Origin of the sequence: Taishania pollutisoli (assembly GCF_014518315.1) — a bacterium.
Classification (GTDB): domain Bacteria; phylum Bacteroidota; class Bacteroidia; order Flavobacteriales_D; family Crocinitomicaceae; genus Taishania; species Taishania pollutisoli.
The window spans coordinates 314,203-332,870 of sequence record NZ_JACVEL010000004.1 but is presented as its reverse complement, the minus strand read 5'-3'; the positions used below and the strand labels follow the sequence as shown (position 1 = coordinate 332,870).

At 42.1% G+C, this 18,668-nt stretch carries 14 protein-coding genes; 9 read left to right on the top strand and 5 right to left on the bottom strand.

From position 1 onward, the window contains the following. Positions 1–18: 18 nt before the first annotated feature. On the bottom strand, positions 19–1,302 hold the full coding sequence (locus tag H9Y05_RS08595; protein ID WP_216714043.1) for a TolC family protein: 1,284 nt from the start codon (positions 1,300–1,302) through the stop codon (positions 19–21). 409 nt (positions 1,303–1,711) lie between these two features. Between H9Y05_RS08595 and H9Y05_RS08590 the strand changes: the two genes are divergently transcribed. Further along, entirely contained in the window at positions 1,712–2,677 is a 966-nt protein-coding gene (locus H9Y05_RS08590) for an NAD(P)-dependent alcohol dehydrogenase (protein ID WP_216714042.1), read from the top strand. Between the two features lie 3 nt (positions 2,678–2,680). Here the strand turns inward: H9Y05_RS08590 and H9Y05_RS08585 are convergent, their stop codons facing one another. The 3 genes from H9Y05_RS08585 to xseA form a co-directional block, all read right to left on the bottom strand. Next, positions 2,681–3,952 carry an erythromycin esterase family protein gene (locus H9Y05_RS08585; RefSeq protein WP_163489906.1) on the bottom strand — a complete coding sequence of 424 codons (1,272 nt, stop codon included), beginning with the start codon at positions 3,950–3,952 and terminating at the stop codon, positions 2,681–2,683. A gap of 62 nt (positions 3,953–4,014) precedes the next feature. Further along, positions 4,015–4,212: an exodeoxyribonuclease VII small subunit gene (gene xseB, locus H9Y05_RS08580; protein ID WP_163489905.1), complete on the bottom strand. Its 198-nt coding sequence runs from the start codon at positions 4,210–4,212 to the stop codon at positions 4,015–4,017. Between the two features lie 19 nt (positions 4,213–4,231). Next, complete coding sequence (gene xseA, locus H9Y05_RS08575; protein ID WP_216714041.1) at positions 4,232–5,623, bottom strand: exodeoxyribonuclease VII large subunit; 1,392 nt, start codon at positions 5,621–5,623, stop codon at positions 4,232–4,234. 72 nt (positions 5,624–5,695) lie between these two features. Between xseA and H9Y05_RS08570 the strand changes: the two genes are divergently transcribed. From H9Y05_RS08570 to H9Y05_RS08550, 5 genes are all read left to right on the top strand, one after another. Continuing rightward, entirely contained in the window at positions 5,696–5,986 is a 291-nt protein-coding gene (locus H9Y05_RS08570; RefSeq protein ID WP_216714040.1) for a hypothetical protein, read from the top strand. Between the two features lie 21 nt (positions 5,987–6,007). Continuing rightward, a complete protein-coding gene (locus H9Y05_RS08565) occupies positions 6,008–6,703 on the top strand; it encodes a DUF1003 domain-containing protein (RefSeq protein ID WP_163489902.1) in 696 nt (231 codons plus the stop codon). A 24-nt stretch (positions 6,704–6,727) separates the two neighbouring features. Next, complete coding sequence (locus H9Y05_RS08560) at positions 6,728–7,180, top strand: 3-oxoacyl-ACP synthase (protein ID WP_216714039.1); 453 nt, start codon at positions 6,728–6,730, stop codon at positions 7,178–7,180. Between the two features lie 389 nt (positions 7,181–7,569). Next, positions 7,570–10,188 carry an ATP-dependent chaperone ClpB gene (gene clpB / locus H9Y05_RS08555; protein ID WP_163489900.1) on the top strand — a complete coding sequence of 873 codons (2,619 nt, stop codon included), beginning with the start codon at positions 7,570–7,572 and terminating at the stop codon, positions 10,186–10,188. 146 nt (positions 10,189–10,334) lie between these two features. Beyond that, positions 10,335–11,933 (top strand): T9SS type A sorting domain-containing protein, encoded by a 1,599-nt coding sequence (locus H9Y05_RS08550; protein ID WP_216714038.1) that lies wholly within the window; start codon positions 10,335–10,337, stop codon positions 11,931–11,933. A gap of 88 nt (positions 11,934–12,021) precedes the next feature. Here H9Y05_RS08550 and H9Y05_RS08545 read toward each other — a convergent pair whose 3' ends face one another. Continuing rightward, positions 12,022–14,049 (bottom strand): peptide-N-glycosidase F-related protein, encoded by a 2,028-nt coding sequence (locus H9Y05_RS08545; RefSeq protein WP_216714037.1) that lies wholly within the window; start codon positions 14,047–14,049, stop codon positions 12,022–12,024. Positions 14,050–14,362: 313 nt separating this feature from the next. On the opposite strand from H9Y05_RS08545, the gene prfB reads away from it, so the two are divergent. The 3 genes from prfB (at position 14,363) to H9Y05_RS08530 (ending at position 18,664) form a co-directional block, all read left to right on the top strand. Then, positions 14,363–15,445, top strand: coding sequence for a peptide chain release factor 2 (gene prfB, locus H9Y05_RS08540; RefSeq protein ID WP_163489897.1), 1,083 nt, complete (start codon positions 14,363–14,365; stop codon positions 15,443–15,445). Position 15,446: 1 nt separating this feature from the next. Continuing rightward, positions 15,447–15,809, top strand: coding sequence for an ArsC/Spx/MgsR family protein (locus tag H9Y05_RS08535; RefSeq protein WP_216714036.1), 363 nt, complete (start codon positions 15,447–15,449; stop codon positions 15,807–15,809). Between the two features lie 182 nt (positions 15,810–15,991). Further along, positions 15,992–18,664, top strand: coding sequence for an AsmA-like C-terminal region-containing protein (locus tag H9Y05_RS08530; RefSeq protein WP_216714035.1), 2,673 nt, complete (start codon positions 15,992–15,994; stop codon positions 18,662–18,664). The last annotated feature ends 4 nt before the right edge of the window (positions 18,665–18,668 follow it).

The window sequence follows — 18,668 nt, the reverse complement described above, 5'->3', positions numbered from 1 at the left end:
TTTTCTTTTCTACCTTTTTTACTGCAACACTTCTGTTCCTACAGCGTAATTCAATTCTTCCAGCTTTTGACTGACATTTTTCTCTGCGTCCAGGATGATCTTTTTATTGTCAAGGTACGCGTCCAGAAAATCGATAAATTCGATCATACTGATGTTTCTGCTTTGAAAATTTGAAGCGTAATGTTTCAGCAGGTCATCCAGTGTTTGTTCATATCCCGGTTCAATATTGTTCATAAAATCAGAGGCAATCAACAGGTTTTGGTAGGCTGCAACGACCTCATTTTCTACCTGCAATTGCCGGAACTCATTTTCGATTTTTGCGATTTCCAATCCTGTTTCAGCGTATTTTATGTTCCCCTGGTTGCGGTTAAAAAACGGCAGGTCAATGGAAAATCCGAATCCGATAAAGTCAAGCATGGTGTTTCCGTTTCTGTCGTACGTTGCCTTGAGCGATAAATCCGGAACACGCTGTGCCCGTTCGTAGGCATACAACTTGCTGTAATACTCTTTTTCCAGTTCGGCTAATTTGAGTTCCTGCCTGTTCGATTTTGCTTGTTCAATCAGGTCGGCAGCTCTGAGTTGAGACAAATTTCCTGCAACCGTTCCCGGTTTATCTGTGATCACAAGAATGGTAAGCGGATTGAGTCGCATCAATGATTTTAATTCTTTCTGAACCGCATTCCGGTCATTTTTCAAGTCGTTCAGTTCACTTGTCAACTCCAGTTCCAGTGCTTTGAGACGCACATATTCTCCCCTGGAAATATTTCCTTTTTGCACCTGACTTTGAAAGGAAACAGTCAGTTTTGCAACAGAGGTCAATTGTTCTCTATATGCTGCTTCAATTCCCTGAATGTACTGTAATTCGGCAATCAGGCTACGGAATTCTGTTTTCAGACTGCGCAGCAATTCTTCAAAATAAACGCCTGCTTTATCGACACCGACCCGTTCCAGTGCCATTAATTTTTTTCGTTTTCCAGCGGTCAGGATCAACTGTTCCAGTTCCATTCCAAACTGCTGATTTCTTCCGAAATTCCCCCACAGCGGTGGAACAATCTCCTGTCCCTGCGTTTGGTAATTTGTCGCCCAGAAGTTAACCTGATCCAGTGTAAAACTCGGGTTAGGCCACAGCTTTGCTTGTTGCACCAATGCCTCGGATTGCGAGATTTTTAACTTTTCAGCGATTAATAGTAAATTTTCTTTAAGAAAAACGCCTTCGCATTCTTCCCGGCTCAGCGATAGGGTATCCTGGGCATGGAGGTAAGAACCAAACACGATAAATGGTAAAACCAATAGTTGTTTCATCTGATAACTTTCAATTATGCAGACAAAAGTGAGGGGAACAACCTTAAAAAAGGCTTAAAAGGAATAAAATTTGGCTTAAGGTAGTTGATGTTTGTTGAGCATTTGTATTGAATTACAATCCATCAAGAAGTTGTCTTATATCTTGCTTGTCTCCGCTCAGCCATAAAACGTCCGTCCTATGGGAAAACATCTTTTTTAACAACGACGTTTTTTCCATTTGCCTTGCTCCCATTAGCAGAATAGCTTTCTTTTTGAATAGCTTTTGCTCAATTTTTTGACAGAAAACGATTAATCATGCAGTTTTTATTTTAAAAATAAAACTTTTTCGGAATTTATATCTTTTATGGAATGTCAAACAACACATTTCCATCTCTGATTTTCTTTGTAATTTCGTCTCCAAAATCAACCCATGAAAGCAGTTATTTACAAAAAATACGGACCACCGGAAGTCGCACAATTAGTAGAAATTCCCCAACCTGTTCCTGCTTCCAACGAGGTACTCATCAAGGTTTATGCGTCAACTGTGAACCGGACCGATTCGGGATTCCGCAGTGCAGAATATTTTATTTCCCGCTTCTGGAGCGGTCTTTTTCGTCCGAAATACCAGACGTTGGGATGTGAATTTGCAGGTGTCATCGAATCCACAGGAAGCGATGTCACCACTTTCAAAAAAGGGGACCGGGTATTTGGTTTTAACGATAAAACATGCGGAGGGCATGCCGAATACCTGACGACTGCAGCAGATGGGGCCATTGCTTTGATTCCAGAAAATTATGATTTTGAAACAGCGGCTGCTTTTACGGAAGGAGCGCATTATGCACTTTGCGACATTCGAAGTTCCGGTATTCAAAAAGGACAGCATGCATTGGTATATGGTGCAACCGGGGCCATTGGTTCCGCCGCCGTTCAACTGCTAAAATACTTCGGCGTACATGTAACGGCAGTCTGCAATACAAAAAGTGTTGAACTGGTACGATCACTGGGTGCCGATGTTGTGATTGATTACCAAACAGAAGATTTCACAAAAACATCCCAACGGTTTGAACTGGTTTTCGATGCTGTTGGTAAAAGCTCATTCGGTGCATGCAAACCTCTGATGACTAAAAAAGGAAAGTATGTTTCAACCGAGTTGGGCAAGAATGCCGAAAACATCTACCTGGCGCTTTTCACTCCTTTATTCGGTGGAAAGAAAGTAATTTTCCCTATCCCGACAATGAACAAAGAAATGATCGATTTTCTGAAACACCGGGTGGAAAATGGGGATTTCAAACCTGTTATCGACCGCACGTATCGATTGGAAGAGATTGTTGAAGCTTACAAATATGTAGAAACGGGGCAAAAAACAGGAAATGTGATCCTGAAAATTGTGGATTAAAAACTACCTTGGCGATGCCGGGTTTACATTCCGAATCAATAGAATGTACTGAAACGCTTTAGTTGTCGCATCATTTTTATTTGTCAACTGAAGCCCCATGGCACCATTTACCTGTGCGTATGTCGATTGCTTATTGAACGGGCTGTCTTTTCCTGTCAAACGAAATAAATGTACTGATGAAGGATTTGCCAGTTGTTCCAACTTCTCAATTTCAGCAACTTTTTCCATAAACGGGTTGGATTGACTATTCGAATACGGCAACGCAACATACCGGTCTGTGTGAGCAAAATCAGGGTGTGATCCTTTCATCTGGTCTACAACAGCAGCAGGCAACATCTGTTTCATTTGCCCGATATACGGCATCATAATAAAACCATCGGTATAGTATCCCAAAATTGTACACGTCTGCTCACTCATGTTCATCCTCACCAACTGTGCAAATGGTGTCACATTATTGTAAGAGGTCTGCAGGCAATGAAACATTCCCAAAAATCCGTACATCTTTTTCGTTTCAAGCTCATATGCAGCTACATAATTTTTCAGGTTTTGGTACATGGAAAAATCCCGCGACTGGTTGATTCCCTGTAAATTATTCAACAAAAGCGCAATTTTAACATAATTGATTCCATATACCTGTTGTGAAGCATCTTTTTCAGAAGAAATTCTGTCCAACAAGATCTTTGCCGTCTGCTCAATCAACGGAAGCGATTGCTCTTCCAGTGCTTTTTCCAACTGACGTACTTCGTCGACAAACAAGCTTGTTTTTGTGAACAGCAGTTTAAAGTAGCGAAGTGTGATGATCAAATCCTGAGGTTGGTCGACCCCGACAACTGTAAATTTCTTCTGTGCAGGAAGCGATTGCTGGTAGGCATGTAACTCTCTGAATTTTTCAAAATACTGTTTGTTGGACCATTGCGCGGTATCCTGTTTCCAACTGTAAAAAACATCTTCCAGCAGGAGTTCATTCCCTGTTGCCAGGTACTCATTCAGCAACCATGCTTTTGCATCATCTATCTCAGCAATGTAATAATTAAATGAATCCCTGGAATTCAACCGCTTGAAAAGCGCCAAATCGACCTGCTGCGGTTCTGCAAATCCATGTATTTCCCCCAGGAAGATATACCGGTTAGCAGAAAATCCGGCATCCAGTAATGCGCTTTTCTGCAATTCAGCATAAAACTCTCCGTTATTTTTCTTCAGAAACGGCAGCACATCTTTCTGAGAAAAAACAGGTAGTTGAAGTAACAGGATAAAAAGTAATGTACATTTATTCATAGCAATGCATTCAAGTATAACCAACATTCGTAAAAACAATCAACGGCGAAAACCGGAAATGATTACCCTTCCAATTCTTTTAAAATCTGGTTAACATCCTCTTCCGTAGCTACTAATTTTTGCTTACAAACTTTGATCAACTCGGAAGCGCGCTTGATTTTCAGGGACAACTCGTCTACCGAAATTTCCCCGTCTTCCAGATCCGAAACGATTTGTTGCAACTCATCAAACGCTTCGGTATATTTCAATTCTTTACTCATGTTCAAATTTGTTCTAAAATTAATCGTTTTTGTTCGTTTCCACCTGATCAATTGTTGCTGAAATTTTAAAATCGTAGGTTTCAATGTCTAATTGCTCCCCTGCCTTAGGAGAATTCGATGCAGCAACTGATTTTCCTTCCATCCGGACAATGCTGTAACCGCGTTTCAGTACGTTTTTTGGGTCGAGCAACTGAATTTGTCGTTGTAAGACATCCATCTCTTCACTTTTTTTTCGCACCGTTTTTGTTGCATTCTGTTTCAGAAACAACTCCGCATCATTGAGATATGTCATTTTTTCCAACTGAAAGCGTTTTGATATCGTCGTCAAATCTTTTTGCATAAACTTCAAACGCTCATGCTGCCGCTGAACAGACAATTCACTTTTGGCGTTCAGTTTCCGGCTGAGGGTCGACCATTTATTATGATGAGTCAGCAAATTGGTTTGCACAGTACTTTTCAGTTGCTTTACCGTTTGTGAAAACGTTGCATTCGTACGCTCTAAAACTGTTCGTGAAGCACGTTGAATTTGCTCCACGGCACGTTCGACAGGAACGCTGAATTCGTGGAACACCTGCAACAGGTATTCTCCCAGTTCTGTCGGTGTAATCGCATTCCGGTAAGCAATCATCTCCGCAACGGTCAGGTTTGTGGAGTGTCCTATGCCCGTCAGAACCGGTAACGGACACGTCGCAATGGCTTTGCACAATTCATAGTTGTTGTAACACGACAAGCCGACTTCTCCTCCACCTCCCCGTACAATGACAACGATATCAAAGTGGTGTCGTACCTTTTCGATGGCTTTCAACTGCCGGGTAATGGATTCTGTTGCCGCGTCTCCCTGGAGGTATGCAAAAAACAAGTGGGTGAAAAATGCGTAGCCGAATTGATTCTGGTTCAGTACCTTCATAAAATCAGACAATCCTTTACTCGTGTCTGCTGAAATGATCGCAATCCGCTGCGGCAACATTGGAAATGCCAACTGTTGATTTTTATTGATCAATCCTTCCTGCTGTAACCGGAGTAATGTTTCCTGCCGTTCCCGTTGCAATTCCCCCAGTGTATAACTTGGATCAATGTCCATAATCTGCAGACTGACACCATACAATTCCGAAAAGCTTACTCTTACCTGTAAGAGCAGTGTAGATCCTTCCTTCATTGGTTCTTTCAAAACCGTCATAAACTGCTGATTGATCCGTTGCAGGTTGTGCTTCCAGATACTCCCGTTGATTTGAGCAACGATTTTTCCCTCCTCTTTCTGCACCAGTTCAGGAAAGGCATGCCCGCTCGGATACAAATTAAGTTTGTGCATCTCCGCTTTTACCCAATAAAGGGACTGGTAGCGTTCTTCAATGGTTTTCCGGACGGAAGCAACCACTTGTCGAAGCGAAAAAACCTGCCGTTTCTCATTCATAACCTGAAATTAATCATTTTTCTTTTTCCGTAACAAGGAAATGTGTACATTCGGCTAATAAACCAAATGATTATGAATATGTATAACTACTTATTAGCTGCAGCGTTTGCTGTTATCACATCCAACTCTTTCTCGCAAGACGCCGGTAAAGTGGCCGAAGTATTAAAAGAATGCGCATGCCGGGAGATTATTATGATTTCAAGGGGAGTAGAAAAAAGCTATACAGCAACGTGGCTGGAGGGAATCACTACTGAAAATGAATTTATTATTTTCTCAAAAGGCGAAAATAAACACCGTTGGAATGCGGAAAAAATCACATTTATAGAAAAAGGAAACGGGTACATCCGCGTTTACCTTGATTAACGGTTCAAATTTAGCACTCCCATGCCTGTAAGCAGCATCTCCAATAAAGAAATTTCCTCTTTTGAAGCGATCAAAGGTCAGGATATTCGAAAAGGTATTTTTGAGTTGATCAAAACAGATCATCCCCATTTTAATTTTGAGAGTATCCTCTCGGTTGAGGAACTGAACAAGTACCGGAAATTATACCTGATTTCACTTGTAGAACAGGAGAAAGGAGAGTTAGCAGTCATTGACAAGGATGTGTTAAAAGCAATCAACAACAATTCCATTTTAACAGAGAACATCGAGCCGGATATCAGTTCAAATCTGACATTCGGTGAACGTCTGTCGGATCGAATTGCTGAATTTGGCGGAAGCTGGACGTTTATTACCTGTTTTTTTCTGTTTCTGATTGTCTGGATGGCAATTAATATTTTTGTTTTTACTCAAAAACCATTTGATCCGTATCCGTTTATCCTGTTGAATTTACTCTTATCGTGTATTGCGGCAATCCAGGCTCCGATCATCATGATGAGTCAGAACAGGCAGGAAAAGAAAGACAGGTTGCGGGCTGAACAGGATTACAAAATAAACCTGAAAGCGGAATTGGAAATACAACTCCTGAATGAAAAAGTGGATCATTTACTCATCCAGCAAAACAGGAAATTACTGGAAATTCAGGAAGTACAGATCGATTACCTGGAAGATTTATTGAAACGGATCAATACAGGCAAATAAACCGTTTTCTATCTTTGCAAACCAATGATCAGCAAAGAAGCATTTACACAGCACCTGGAAAATCATCTGTCCGGGAAAATTCAACTGTTACAGCACGAATTGGATCAGTTGCGGACAGATATTGCTTCCGATTCCAAAAGCACAGCAGGCGACAAACACGAAACGTCACGGGCAATGGCACAGCTGGAAATGGAAAAGTTGGGAGGACAACTATCCGATTACCAGCAGCAGTTGCAATGGATCAAGCAACTTCAACGACAGAATTCCCATCCGGAAACGATTACTGTCGGATCATTGATTCAGCTTTCTAACGGTTGGTACTTCCTCGGACCCGGCATCGGCAGAATCAATTACCTGGAACATTTCGTCTTTTGTATCTCTGCACACTCTCCCATCGGGCAACAATTGCTACACAAAAAAATTGGACAGGAAATAATCCTGCCCAATCTTCACTTAAAAATTGTCAGCATAACCTGATCCGGATTATGCCATATAACTAAAAATACATGCTTCAAAGCGTATTACTTCCTGCATGTTTGAAAAAACATTGGACAGAATTTTTCATCCCATCCAACGTCGACCTAACGGCTAAACTATAAAATAAAACTATCTCTCCACTCAAACGACCAATCGCGTCTTTTAAAAAAAGATTTTTTAATCGAATGAACTTCCGTAAATTTAAGAATGCAATCTGTTTGCTCCAAGTCAAATTTTTACGAAATTATACAGGTCTAACGGCACAAAAACTGTCAAAAAGTCATTAAGACATCGCGATTTTAATTGGTTTTTAAGACAAAATTTCCGATTTTAGCCCATATACTTCAACTGGTTTAAAATTTGACGAACTGATGAAAAAATGAAATGATATGGACATCCAAAAATTCACAATAAAATCACAGGAAGCAATTCAACAAGCAGAACAACTGGCGACAGCCAGAGGACATCAGGCAGTTGAAAATGTGCACATATTGAAAGGCATTTTGATAGCAGACAAAGATGTTGTACCTTACCTGTTTTCAAAGTTAAATGTCAACACAGCCATCGTGGAACAAACACTGGATCGCATGCTGGATGCGACAGCAAAAGTCAGTGGCGGACAACTCTACCTGTCATCAAACGCTCAGAAAACATTGAACAACGCGTTTGTTGAAATGAAAAACTTCGGTGACGAATACGTTTCCATCGAGTTATTGCTTTATGCAATGTTGGATGGCAATGATGCTGTCGCTCAATTATTAAAAGACAATAAAATCACAAAGAAAAATCTGAAAGAAACCATTATGGATTTAAGAAACGGTGAAAAAGTAACTTCTCATTCTCAGGACGGGAATTATAAATCATTGGAAAAATACGCCAAGAACCTCAATGAACTGGCGCAACAGGGAAAACTGGATCCGGTAATCGGGCGGGATGAAGAAATCCGCCGGGTGTTGCAGATCCTTACCCGAAGAACTAAAAACAACCCGATCCTGATCGGTGAACCGGGAGTCGGTAAAACAGCAATTGCGGAAGGAATCGCACACCGGATTGTCAATGGAGACGTACCTGAAAATCTGAAAAGTAAAATCGTTTACTCGCTCGATATGGGAGCGTTGGTTGCCGGAGCGAAATACAAAGGGGAATTTGAAGAACGGTTGAAATCTGTTGTCAAAGAAGTCATCGCTTCTGACGGAGAGATCATCCTGTTCATTGACGAAATCCATACGCTTGTCGGAGCCGGAGGGGGTGAAGGTGCAATGGATGCCGCGAATATCCTGAAACCGGCACTGGCACGTGGAGAATTGAGAGCTGTTGGTGCAACAACTTTGAACGAATACCAAAAATACTTTGAAAAAGACAAAGCGTTGGTACGCCGTTTCCAAACAGTATTGGTGGACGAACCAAGTGCAGAAGATGCTATCTCCATCCTGCGCGGAATCAAAGAAAAATATGAAAATCACCACAAAGTACTGATCAAAGATTCTGCAATCGTTTCAGCGGTGGAATTGTCCCAGCGGTATATCACAGATCGTCATTTACCGGATAAAGCGATTGACCTTATTGATGAAGCAGCATCCAAACTGCGGATGGAAATCAACTCCAAACCGGAAGAACTGGATGAGATCGAACGCAAGATTATGCAGCTGGAAATCGAACGGGAAGCCATCAAACGGGAAAAGGACGAAGCGAAAATTGAGCAACTTGAAAAAGAACTCGCTGAACTAAACGCACAACGGGATGCCTTTAAAGCCAAATGGCAAGCGGAACGGGATGTAATTGATGCCGTGCAACAGGCAAAAGAGGACATTGACAACTTCGAATTGCAGGCACAGCAGGCCGAACGTGCAGGAGACTATGGTAAGGTCGCTGAATTGCGCTATGGTAAAATCAAAGAAGCGGAAGTAAAACTGGAAGAAAATAAGGCGAAACTGGCAGAAATTCAATCCAAATCAAACCTCATCAAGGAGGAGGTAGATGCTGATGAAATTGCTGAAGTAGTAGCAAAATGGACCGGTATACCTGTTTCCAAAATGCTGGAAAGTGAAGTCGCTAAATTACTTCGACTGGAAGATGAACTGGAAAAACGGGTTGTAGGACAGGAACAAGCAATTGAAGCACTCTCGGATGCTGTTCGTCGTTCAAGAGCCGGATTACAGGACAAACGCAGACCAATCGGATCGTTTATCTTCTTAGGTACAACGGGAGTCGGTAAAACCGAATTGGCAAAGGCACTGGCTGAATATTTGTTCAATGACGAAAATGCCATGACGCGGATCGATATGAGTGAGTACCAGGAAAAACACGCTGTGTCGCGATTGGTTGGAGCGCCTCCGGGATACGTGGGATACGATGAAGGTGGTCAGCTGACGGAAGCCGTTCGCAGAAAACCATACTCCATTGTATTACTGGATGAAATTGAAAAAGCACACCCGGATGTATTCAACATCTTGCTACAAGTATTGGATGACGGGCGTCTGACCGATAACAAAGGGCGCATGGTCAATTTTAAGAATACGATCATTATTATGACTTCCAACCTCGGATCAAACATTATTCATGAGAAATTTGATGGTGTTTCGGAAATGGATTATCCACGGGCAGCCGAAAAAGCAAAAACGGAAGTCATGGAATTGTTGAAAGCAACAATCCGTCCGGAGTTTCTGAACCGGATCGATGAAACGATTATGTTCAACCCGCTTTCCAAAGGAAATGTACGCCAGATTGTACGCATCCAGCTGGACGGATTGAAACAATTGCTGCACGAACAGGGAATCAACCTGGTGATCAGTCCGGAAGCATTTGACTGGATTGCCGATACAGGGTACGACCCGTTCTTTGGTGCACGTCCGGTAAAACGTGTCATTCAACGTTCAGTACTGAATGAGCTATCAAAGGCACTACTCGGAGGTACCATCGACAAAACACACAATGTTGTGATGGATATTTTTGACGGAAAAATCGTGTTCAGAAAACCCATCAACGAGGTGGAAGAAGTAGCTGAATAAAATAGAGTTAGACTACCTAAATACCAGTAAACAGGGGGCACTTATAAAATGCCCCCTGTTTCATTATAAATGTTAAATGCACATTTTTTGGGCATCACACCAGGATAATTGTCTTATATTTGGGGAAACTAAATCTTTTATTCAGTATGAACACTATTAATTACTTCAAGGGCGTTGCCCTGTTAACTGCTTTTGGTGCAACCAGTCTTTTTGCCCAACAAAAATCTACAGTAGTTCCGAAAAACACCGTTTCTAAGATGAACACGCTGAAACCGCACGTTGTACATACAAACAACCAGACAAAGGCATTGTGTGCCGTTGCAATTGATTGTTCCGACAATGATGCGCTTTTGAATATTACGTATTCAACTATTAACAACACAACAACCTGTTCTCCAAACGGGTATGGAGATTACCAAATCATGACTGCGAATGTAACAGCAGGAGTTGGTACTCCGATCTCTGTAACTGTCGGAGATGGGTGGACAACAGAAAGTGTGGGTGCATGGATTGATTACAATGGAGATGAGCAATTCGCCGAAGATGAATTCATCTACATCGGTCAGGGTTCAGGAAACACAATTACTTCCAGCATTACATTACCGGCAAATACACCTGCAGGATTTTACCCGATCCGTTTCATGGTGTATGCAGGATTGATTACTGCAGATCTGGGCTGTTACAATGAACCGCTGGATTATGGTGAGTTTGAAGATTATACGTTGAATGTAACCGCAGCACCGGATTGCAGCACGTTACCATCTTCCATTACACTAACGGCATCTTCCGTTTCTGTTTGTGCAGGAGAGACGATTCAACTATCAATGGATTATTACCCGGATGCAGCCGGATTGTCTTATCAACTACAGGCATCCTCTGACGGAACAAACTGGAACGATATGCTTTCCCCTACACAATCGGATAATTTTACAGTTTCGGTAACGGGAGCTATTCAGTACCGCGTTGTGTTAACATGTTCTGAAAACGGGCAGTCCGTGACATCAAACGTTATTTCTATAACTGTTAAAACTCCATTAGAATGTATGTGTATTCCTGTACTCGACTGTACGGATGACGATGTGATTACAAATGTCGATTTACCGGATTTAGGATTCTCCAATGCCTCTGCATGTGGTGTAGACGGGTATACCGATTATACTTCTCTTTCAATCCCTGACATCCAGGCAGGAGCATCTACAGCAATCAATGTAACTGTAGGAAGTGGTTTTACAAGTGAGTCTGTATCCGTTTGGATTGACTACAATGACAACGGAGTCTTTGAACCATCTGAATTTACATACATCGGAACAGGTTCCGGAAGTGTTGTCAACGGTACACTTACAATTCCTGCAACTTCGCCACTGGGAGAACACATGATGCGTGTACGTGTTGCTGCAGTAGCTGCTACAGGAGCGACAGATGATTTATCGTGTGACGAAGCACAAGTATACGGTGAAACGGAAGATTACAAAATCAACATAATTGAAGAGTTGGGAATCGGTTCTGCAACCTTACAGAATATCTTTATTTCTCCGAACCCAACGAACGGAGCAGTTGTTATTTCTGCTATTCCAACAGCGTCAACTATTCAGGTACTTGATCTGACTGGTCGTACAATTTCAACAACTACTGTAAAAGCAGATGTTGAATCTTCAATTGACATGAGTAACCTGGCACCGGGAACCTACCATGTTCTTATTTCCAATGCGAACGGGTCATTGGTGAAAAAAGTGGTACGTAACTAAGCATACAAATAGTATATAAAGAACCCCCGGTGATTGATTCACCGGGGGTTCTTTTTTAATTACCCGGAAGAACGTTCTCTTCTGCTCTTCAAAGAACCGTTACCTTTTTTATAATTTTTTTATCTGCCGTGATGATGTGGATCAGGTAATTCCCGGAACCTTGATCACTCAGATCATATTTTCTGACAACTGATTCATAGTTATTCACATTTACCGTATCCCGTTCAATCACCTGTCCAAACAGATTGGTGACTTCTATTGTAATTTGTTCATTATTAAACCAGTCAAACGATAAGGTAAATTTTCCTTCGCTTGGATTCGGGAAAACCAATACTTCACGTTCTTGTTGCTTGAATTCTTCCGGCAGGTTCAATGAATATCCGGTTGTAAAATAATAGTCGATTGCCGTACCAAAATCCGGGTTGAATGTATGCACATATGATCCTCCCAGTATTCGTAGTCGCGCGCTACCTGAACCTTCATTATTCGCCCACCAGGAAAGCCCGTTCTCTCCGCTGTCTTCAATTCTCAACAAGTAACATCCCGGTTCTAAATTGAACGTATCCTTGTACAAGGTATTTGCAGTCATTCCTGGTATGTTTTGTTTCAACAACGCACCATATGCATCAAATAATTGCCAGGTTGTTTGTGCCGGTCTTCCGTTTGTTCTGAATTGGAATTCCGTAGAAGAAGGGAGCATAGGAGTCGTTTTAAAAACAGAAGTTAATTTATTATTCAGGGTGTTTTCATCTGTTTGTCCGTTCGGATGTTCAATCAATACCATAAATTCAGATTCTCCCATTCCACCGGTCCATTCCCAGGCTTCTGTTAGGTTAAGCGTGACAATCTCCGTTTCTTCAAACGCCAGATTTCCGGTCCATTCATACGATCTCCAGTTATTTCCGTTAACGGAATAGGTAATCGTTGCCGATGTTAAGTTTTGTGCTCCGTAGTTTTTAATTTCCACCGTTGCGTGGTTACAAATCGGGTTAAATCGTTTGTGATCATCTTTCAGTGAAGGAGAAATAATGTCCTCAATCGCTGCATCGTTCTGGAACGATTTATTACCGTAAATAAACAATTGTGTTTCCAGTATATAAACCGGCGCTTGTGTACCGCTCCAGTTGATTGCCTGAATATCGATATCCAGGTTATGTGTCGCTCCCGGATTCACCAACCCTGTCAATTCGTGATCAAAATGATGCGCTCTGAGTCCCGGACACCAGTTCGCACGATCGTACAGCCACGTTCCTCCTTGCGGGAAAATAGGGTTAGCACCACACTTGTCATCCCACATCAGGTTGGAACCAATTTGCGTACCGTCTAAACGCAGGTAGTAATTTCGCTCACAGAATTCGGCGCAACCTGTATTGTTATCAAATCCGTGTCCGGAAGGAATAAAACGCAACTTGGCATTTTCCATTTCCGCAGGAAAGTCGACAGATAACGGATGCAAACGGTTTTGTTCAAACTGAGTTGCATTCTGATATTGCCAGCCGTCACCTCCTGTTTGCCATAAATTACGCACTTCCAATACTTCTCTCGGAGGAGTTCCTTCAATAAACTCAAAATCAATCGTCACGCTGAAACCACTTGACCAACCTCCGTAAAACGCACGAATCTCTTTGTCTCCTTTTAATAACGGAGCATAATCCGTTACATCAAACGTATGCACGTGTTGCCAGTCAGGAGTGTAACCATTGGACCCGACACGCATGTAGCCTCCATAAGGAGTAATGACACGCGCCAGTTCGAACGATTCTTTTGCTTCAAACACATTCCAGGTGGTATCAATTACCAGCGGACTTGTTGAAACGGTATCAATATCCGCAATGGTCGAATCCATGTATCCCAACGGATTTCTCAATTCAATTTTTGTAGTATAATCCCAGTCACTGCATCCGGTAGAAGCACATCCCATTGTGTAGTGCATCAGAATTTTGGAATACGTCACATTACTGCTCGGGAATGAAACAGGGCGGTCGTAGTTTTCGTACCAAACCATGTCTACCGCATCGTGTACACGGATATGTGTGGTGTCACCCGGTGCAGCAAATGTGACTGAGCACACCAACTGGGCAACCACTGCTAAAAGGAGGGGAATTCTTGTTTTCATTTTTTTAATTTAACTTTTTTCCAAAGATTCTGATTTTCATTAAATTTTCGTTAAAAAATTGTAAGACAAAAACAAGACAATGAAAAATATTAACTCATTATGAGCAGTTTAAACACACTTCAAAGCGTATATTCTTTTATTCATTAAATAAGTAAAACACCGAAAAGACGGTGCATTAACCACTACATTTCCCTGACTGCATGATAAAAAACCGGCATTCCTTTCACTAAACATCTATTTTCTTAATTGATCCGCATCTAAAATCAGATCGGGTTTCCCAACTAATTATCTTTTCATTAATTTTGTTCCCGCAATGGTAAATCAAGAACAATTTAAAACCCTTTCCGAAAGGGTAAAAGCAATAGAAGGATATTTGAACATTCCCGCAAAGCGTTTGGAATTAAAGGAAGAGGAATTAAAAGCCCAGGATCCTGAATTCTGGAATGATGCAAAAGCAGCGGAAGTCAAAATGAAGCACATTCGCGGACTTAAATTTTGGGTCAACGCTTATGACGCGTTGCAAACAAAATTAGGTGACCTGGAAGTTACCATGGAGTTTGTAAAAGAGGAAATGGCTACGGAAGAAGAGGTTGATCAACTGGCTGCCGGGCTTATCAGTGCGGTGGAAGACCTGGAGTTGAAAAACATGCTTTCCGGAGAAGAAGATTCACTGAATGCCGTTCTGCAGATCACAGCAGGTGCCGGAGGAACCGAAGCACAGGATTGGGCAGAAATGTTGTTTCGCATGTACAAGATGTGGGCCGATAAAAACGGGTACAAAACCCAGGAGCTGAACTACCAGGAAGGAGATGTTGCGGGAATCAAAACAGTAACGATCGAAATTGAAGGTGATCATGCATTCGGTTACCTGAAAGGGGAAAACGGTATTCACCGGCTGGTGCGTGTCAGCCCGTACAATGCGCAGGGGAAACGTATGACTTCGTTCGCTTCGGTTTATGTGTATCCTTCGGTGGATGACACCATTCATATTGAAATCAATCCGGCAGATATCTCCTGGGATACTTTCCGTTCAGGTGGTGCCGGGGGACAGAACGTCAACAAAGTAGAGACCGGGGTTCGTTTGCGCCACGCCCCTACGGGAATTATTATTGAAAATACCGAAACCCGCTCACAGTTAGGAAACCGTGAAAAAGCAATGCAGTTACTCCGTTCACAGTTGTATGAACTGGAATTGCGCAAGCGCATGGAATCCCGCCAGGAAATTGAAGCCGGTAAAAAGAAGATTGAATGGGGGTCGCAAATCCGGAGTTATGTACTGGACGACAGGCGTGTGAAGGATCACCGCACAGATTATACGGTTAATGACCCGGATAAAGTATTGAACGGTGATATTTTCCCGTTCCTAAAGTCGTACTTAATGGAATTTGGCAATTAAAATGGATCGGATACACCTATTTCACAATAAGCGTTGTTCGAAAAGCAACCAGGCGCTGAATTACCTGAAAGAAAAAGGAATCAGCGAAGATGAAATCGATGTGATTTTGTACATGGATGAGCCATTGAGTAAAGAAACAGCCCGTTATATCGTTGATTTACTGAGCGACCAACTCGATGAACTGATTCGCAAGCCGGATGCAAAAAAACTGGGGATCAGTATGCCGGAAAAACTGACAAAAAGCTGGGTGGCAGAACACATACTGAAAGAGCCAAAGATCATGCAGCGACCGATTGTCATTGTGAACGGAAAAGCTGTAATCGCGCGACCGACGGAACGGATAGATGAGATTGTGGAATACTGAATTTTGAATTCTGAATGATCGCGTTATCAATGATCAAAGGGTGGTAATGCATATCCGATCATTTGATCATTGATCATTCATAATTATAGCATTGATCATTGAAATAAAAACAACATTTCCACGTTAATAACTTCGGTATATCTCCATCATTCTCCATTCAGAATCGCATACCTTTGTTATCAATGACAAAAAAACGAATAATCCGTATCTTAAAATGGTTCTTCGGAATTGTTGTCGGCATCGTTTTGCTCATTACCGGCGCGTTGTATTACTTCAAGGATGAAATTATCGGGATGGTACTTGATGAAGTAAATGCCCATCTGAAAGCAAAAGTACAGGTAGAACACGTCGACATTGCTTTCTGGAGCAGCTTTCCGAATCTGTCTGTCGACTTCAATCACGTATTTATACAGGATACGTATGAATATGCTACCTCAAAAGATACCTTGTTCTATTCGGATAAGATTCGGCTTCGGTTTAACCCGATGGATATCTGGCGGGAAGAATACCGGTTGAAACGCATTGATATTTATCCCGGAACGCTGCAACTCAAAGTAGACGATAACGGAAAACCGAATTATGATATCCTGAAAGAAACCTCAGATACCACCGCAACGGAATTTGAATTTGACCTCCAGAAAGTAAACATCGATAACTTGCGTTTTTCTTATACCAACAGGCAAATCAATCACCGGTACGCAACGGATTTGATTACCACCGAGTTGGAAGGAAAATTTGCGGAGAAAGTATTTACTGTACATGCAAAATGCAGTCAGATCGTGCGGGAAACCCGAAGCGGTCGGGTAAATTTTGTTTCCGGTAAAGCCGTCGATATGGACATCAATCTTGCGATTGATCAGAACAAAGGAACGCTGGACATTCCACTTACAACCATTTATATTGCTAAACTCCCGTTTCAATTCTCCGGGTTTCTGAGTCCCGACAACATGAAATTCAGTATCGAGGCAAAAAAACTGGCACTGACAGATGTAGCCAACAATTTTTCGATGAAAGAAGTGGAACATGTCAAAAAATATTCCGGAACAGGTACGGTTAATTTTCACCTCCTCATTGAAGACAGCCGAAAAGATGACATCCCTGTTGCCGTGGACTGTGAATTCGGTGTAAAAAACGGAAAACTCATCGAGCCGACTCAAAACATCCGGATTAGTGACTTGAGTCTGAACGGAAAATACACCAATAACAATGGAAAAGGAAACGAATACCTGTTGTTGAACGACATTCATTTCCAAACCAAAACAGGCCCGTTCCGGGGAAATCTGAAAGTCAGCGAATTCAATGCACCGCGATTTGAAGGAAAGGCCGACGGAAACCTGGATCTGGCAGCAGTACATCTGTTGTTTCCGGTACCGACTGTCGACAAGCTGGGAGGAAACCTGGTCGTTAATACAACGTTCAATGTGCAATCAATCCCCAAAGAAAACGGGAAAACAACCTACCATATTCTTCAGTGTGAAGGAGGTGTGGAACTGGTCAACAATTTTGTGCAACTGATCGATGACCGGCGCTATTTTCACAGCATCAACGGTGCCGTGTTCCTGAAAAACAATGATGTCGGAGTCAATGGACTCTCTGTTAAACTGGGAAATTCAGACCTGAATCTGAACGGAATGTTTACCAACCTCATCGGTTACTTTAAAGAAGAAAGTAAGCTGCAGGCAACAATGGATGTACAAAGTACTGCCATTCGTGTGGAAGACCTCGGGACAACCAGTAAGGAAGTCCAAAAACAAACCAATGCGCCACGGGCGTATGTTCTGCCTCAACTAATTGAGGGAAAACTGAAACTGGCAGTAGGAAAATTGAGTTATGAGGGACATACATTCGAACAAATCCAGGGGAATTTACTCCTGAGTGACCGAACCTTAAGTTTCAACGACATCAAATTTAAAACGTCCGGAGCGAATGTAGCCGGATCCGTTAAAATCAAGGAACAATCAGAAGAATATTTTCAGACCGTGAGCACATTAAGTTCTTCCAATATCCAATTGAAGACGTTAATGAAAGACTGGAATAACTTTACGCAAACGGTGATCCGTGACGAGCATATTTCCGGGCAGGCAGCCGCAAGTCTCTACCTGGATGCACCCTTTGATCTACGGAGCGGAGCCAATTTCAAACACGTAAAGGCAGACCTGCAATTGAAAATTGAAAACGGGCGTCTCAAGGGAGTGGAAGCATTTAAAGACATCGTCGAAAGTTTGAAAACACCGGCCGCCAAATTGGTGCTGGGATCCGGGAACATCAAAAGTCTGGGGGATAAATTATCCGATTTGAAATTTGAAACCCTTGAGAATACGCTCACCATCCGTGACGGAGTTATTACCATCCCTGAAATGAAGATCAATTCCTCCGCATTGAATATCGAAACCCGGGGAACACATACGTTTGACAATAAGATTGACTACCGCTTCTCATTCCGTTTGCGCGACCTCAAAGAGAAAAAGACATCCGAATTCGGTGACATTGTCGACGACAATACCGGTATGATTGTTTACCTGCGCATGTTCGGAACCATTGACAACCCTCAATTCGAATGGGATAAGGATTCCAAAGTTGCGGATCGAAAAGCATACATTGAACAAGAAAAACAAACGGTAAAAAGTATGCTCAAAAGTGACCTGGGCTTGTTTAAGAAAGATACAACGGTCCAGCACTACCAGGAGGTCAAACGACCAAAGGAAATTCTGGAAGTTCAATACGGTGAAGACAAGCAACAAACAGAAGAGTTTGAACAGGAAAAGAAAAAGAAAGATTCCAAACTGAACAATTTCCTCAAAAAGATGGAACAGGAGGATAAGAGCCGTAAGAAGGTAGAACTGGAATTTGAATAGTCAA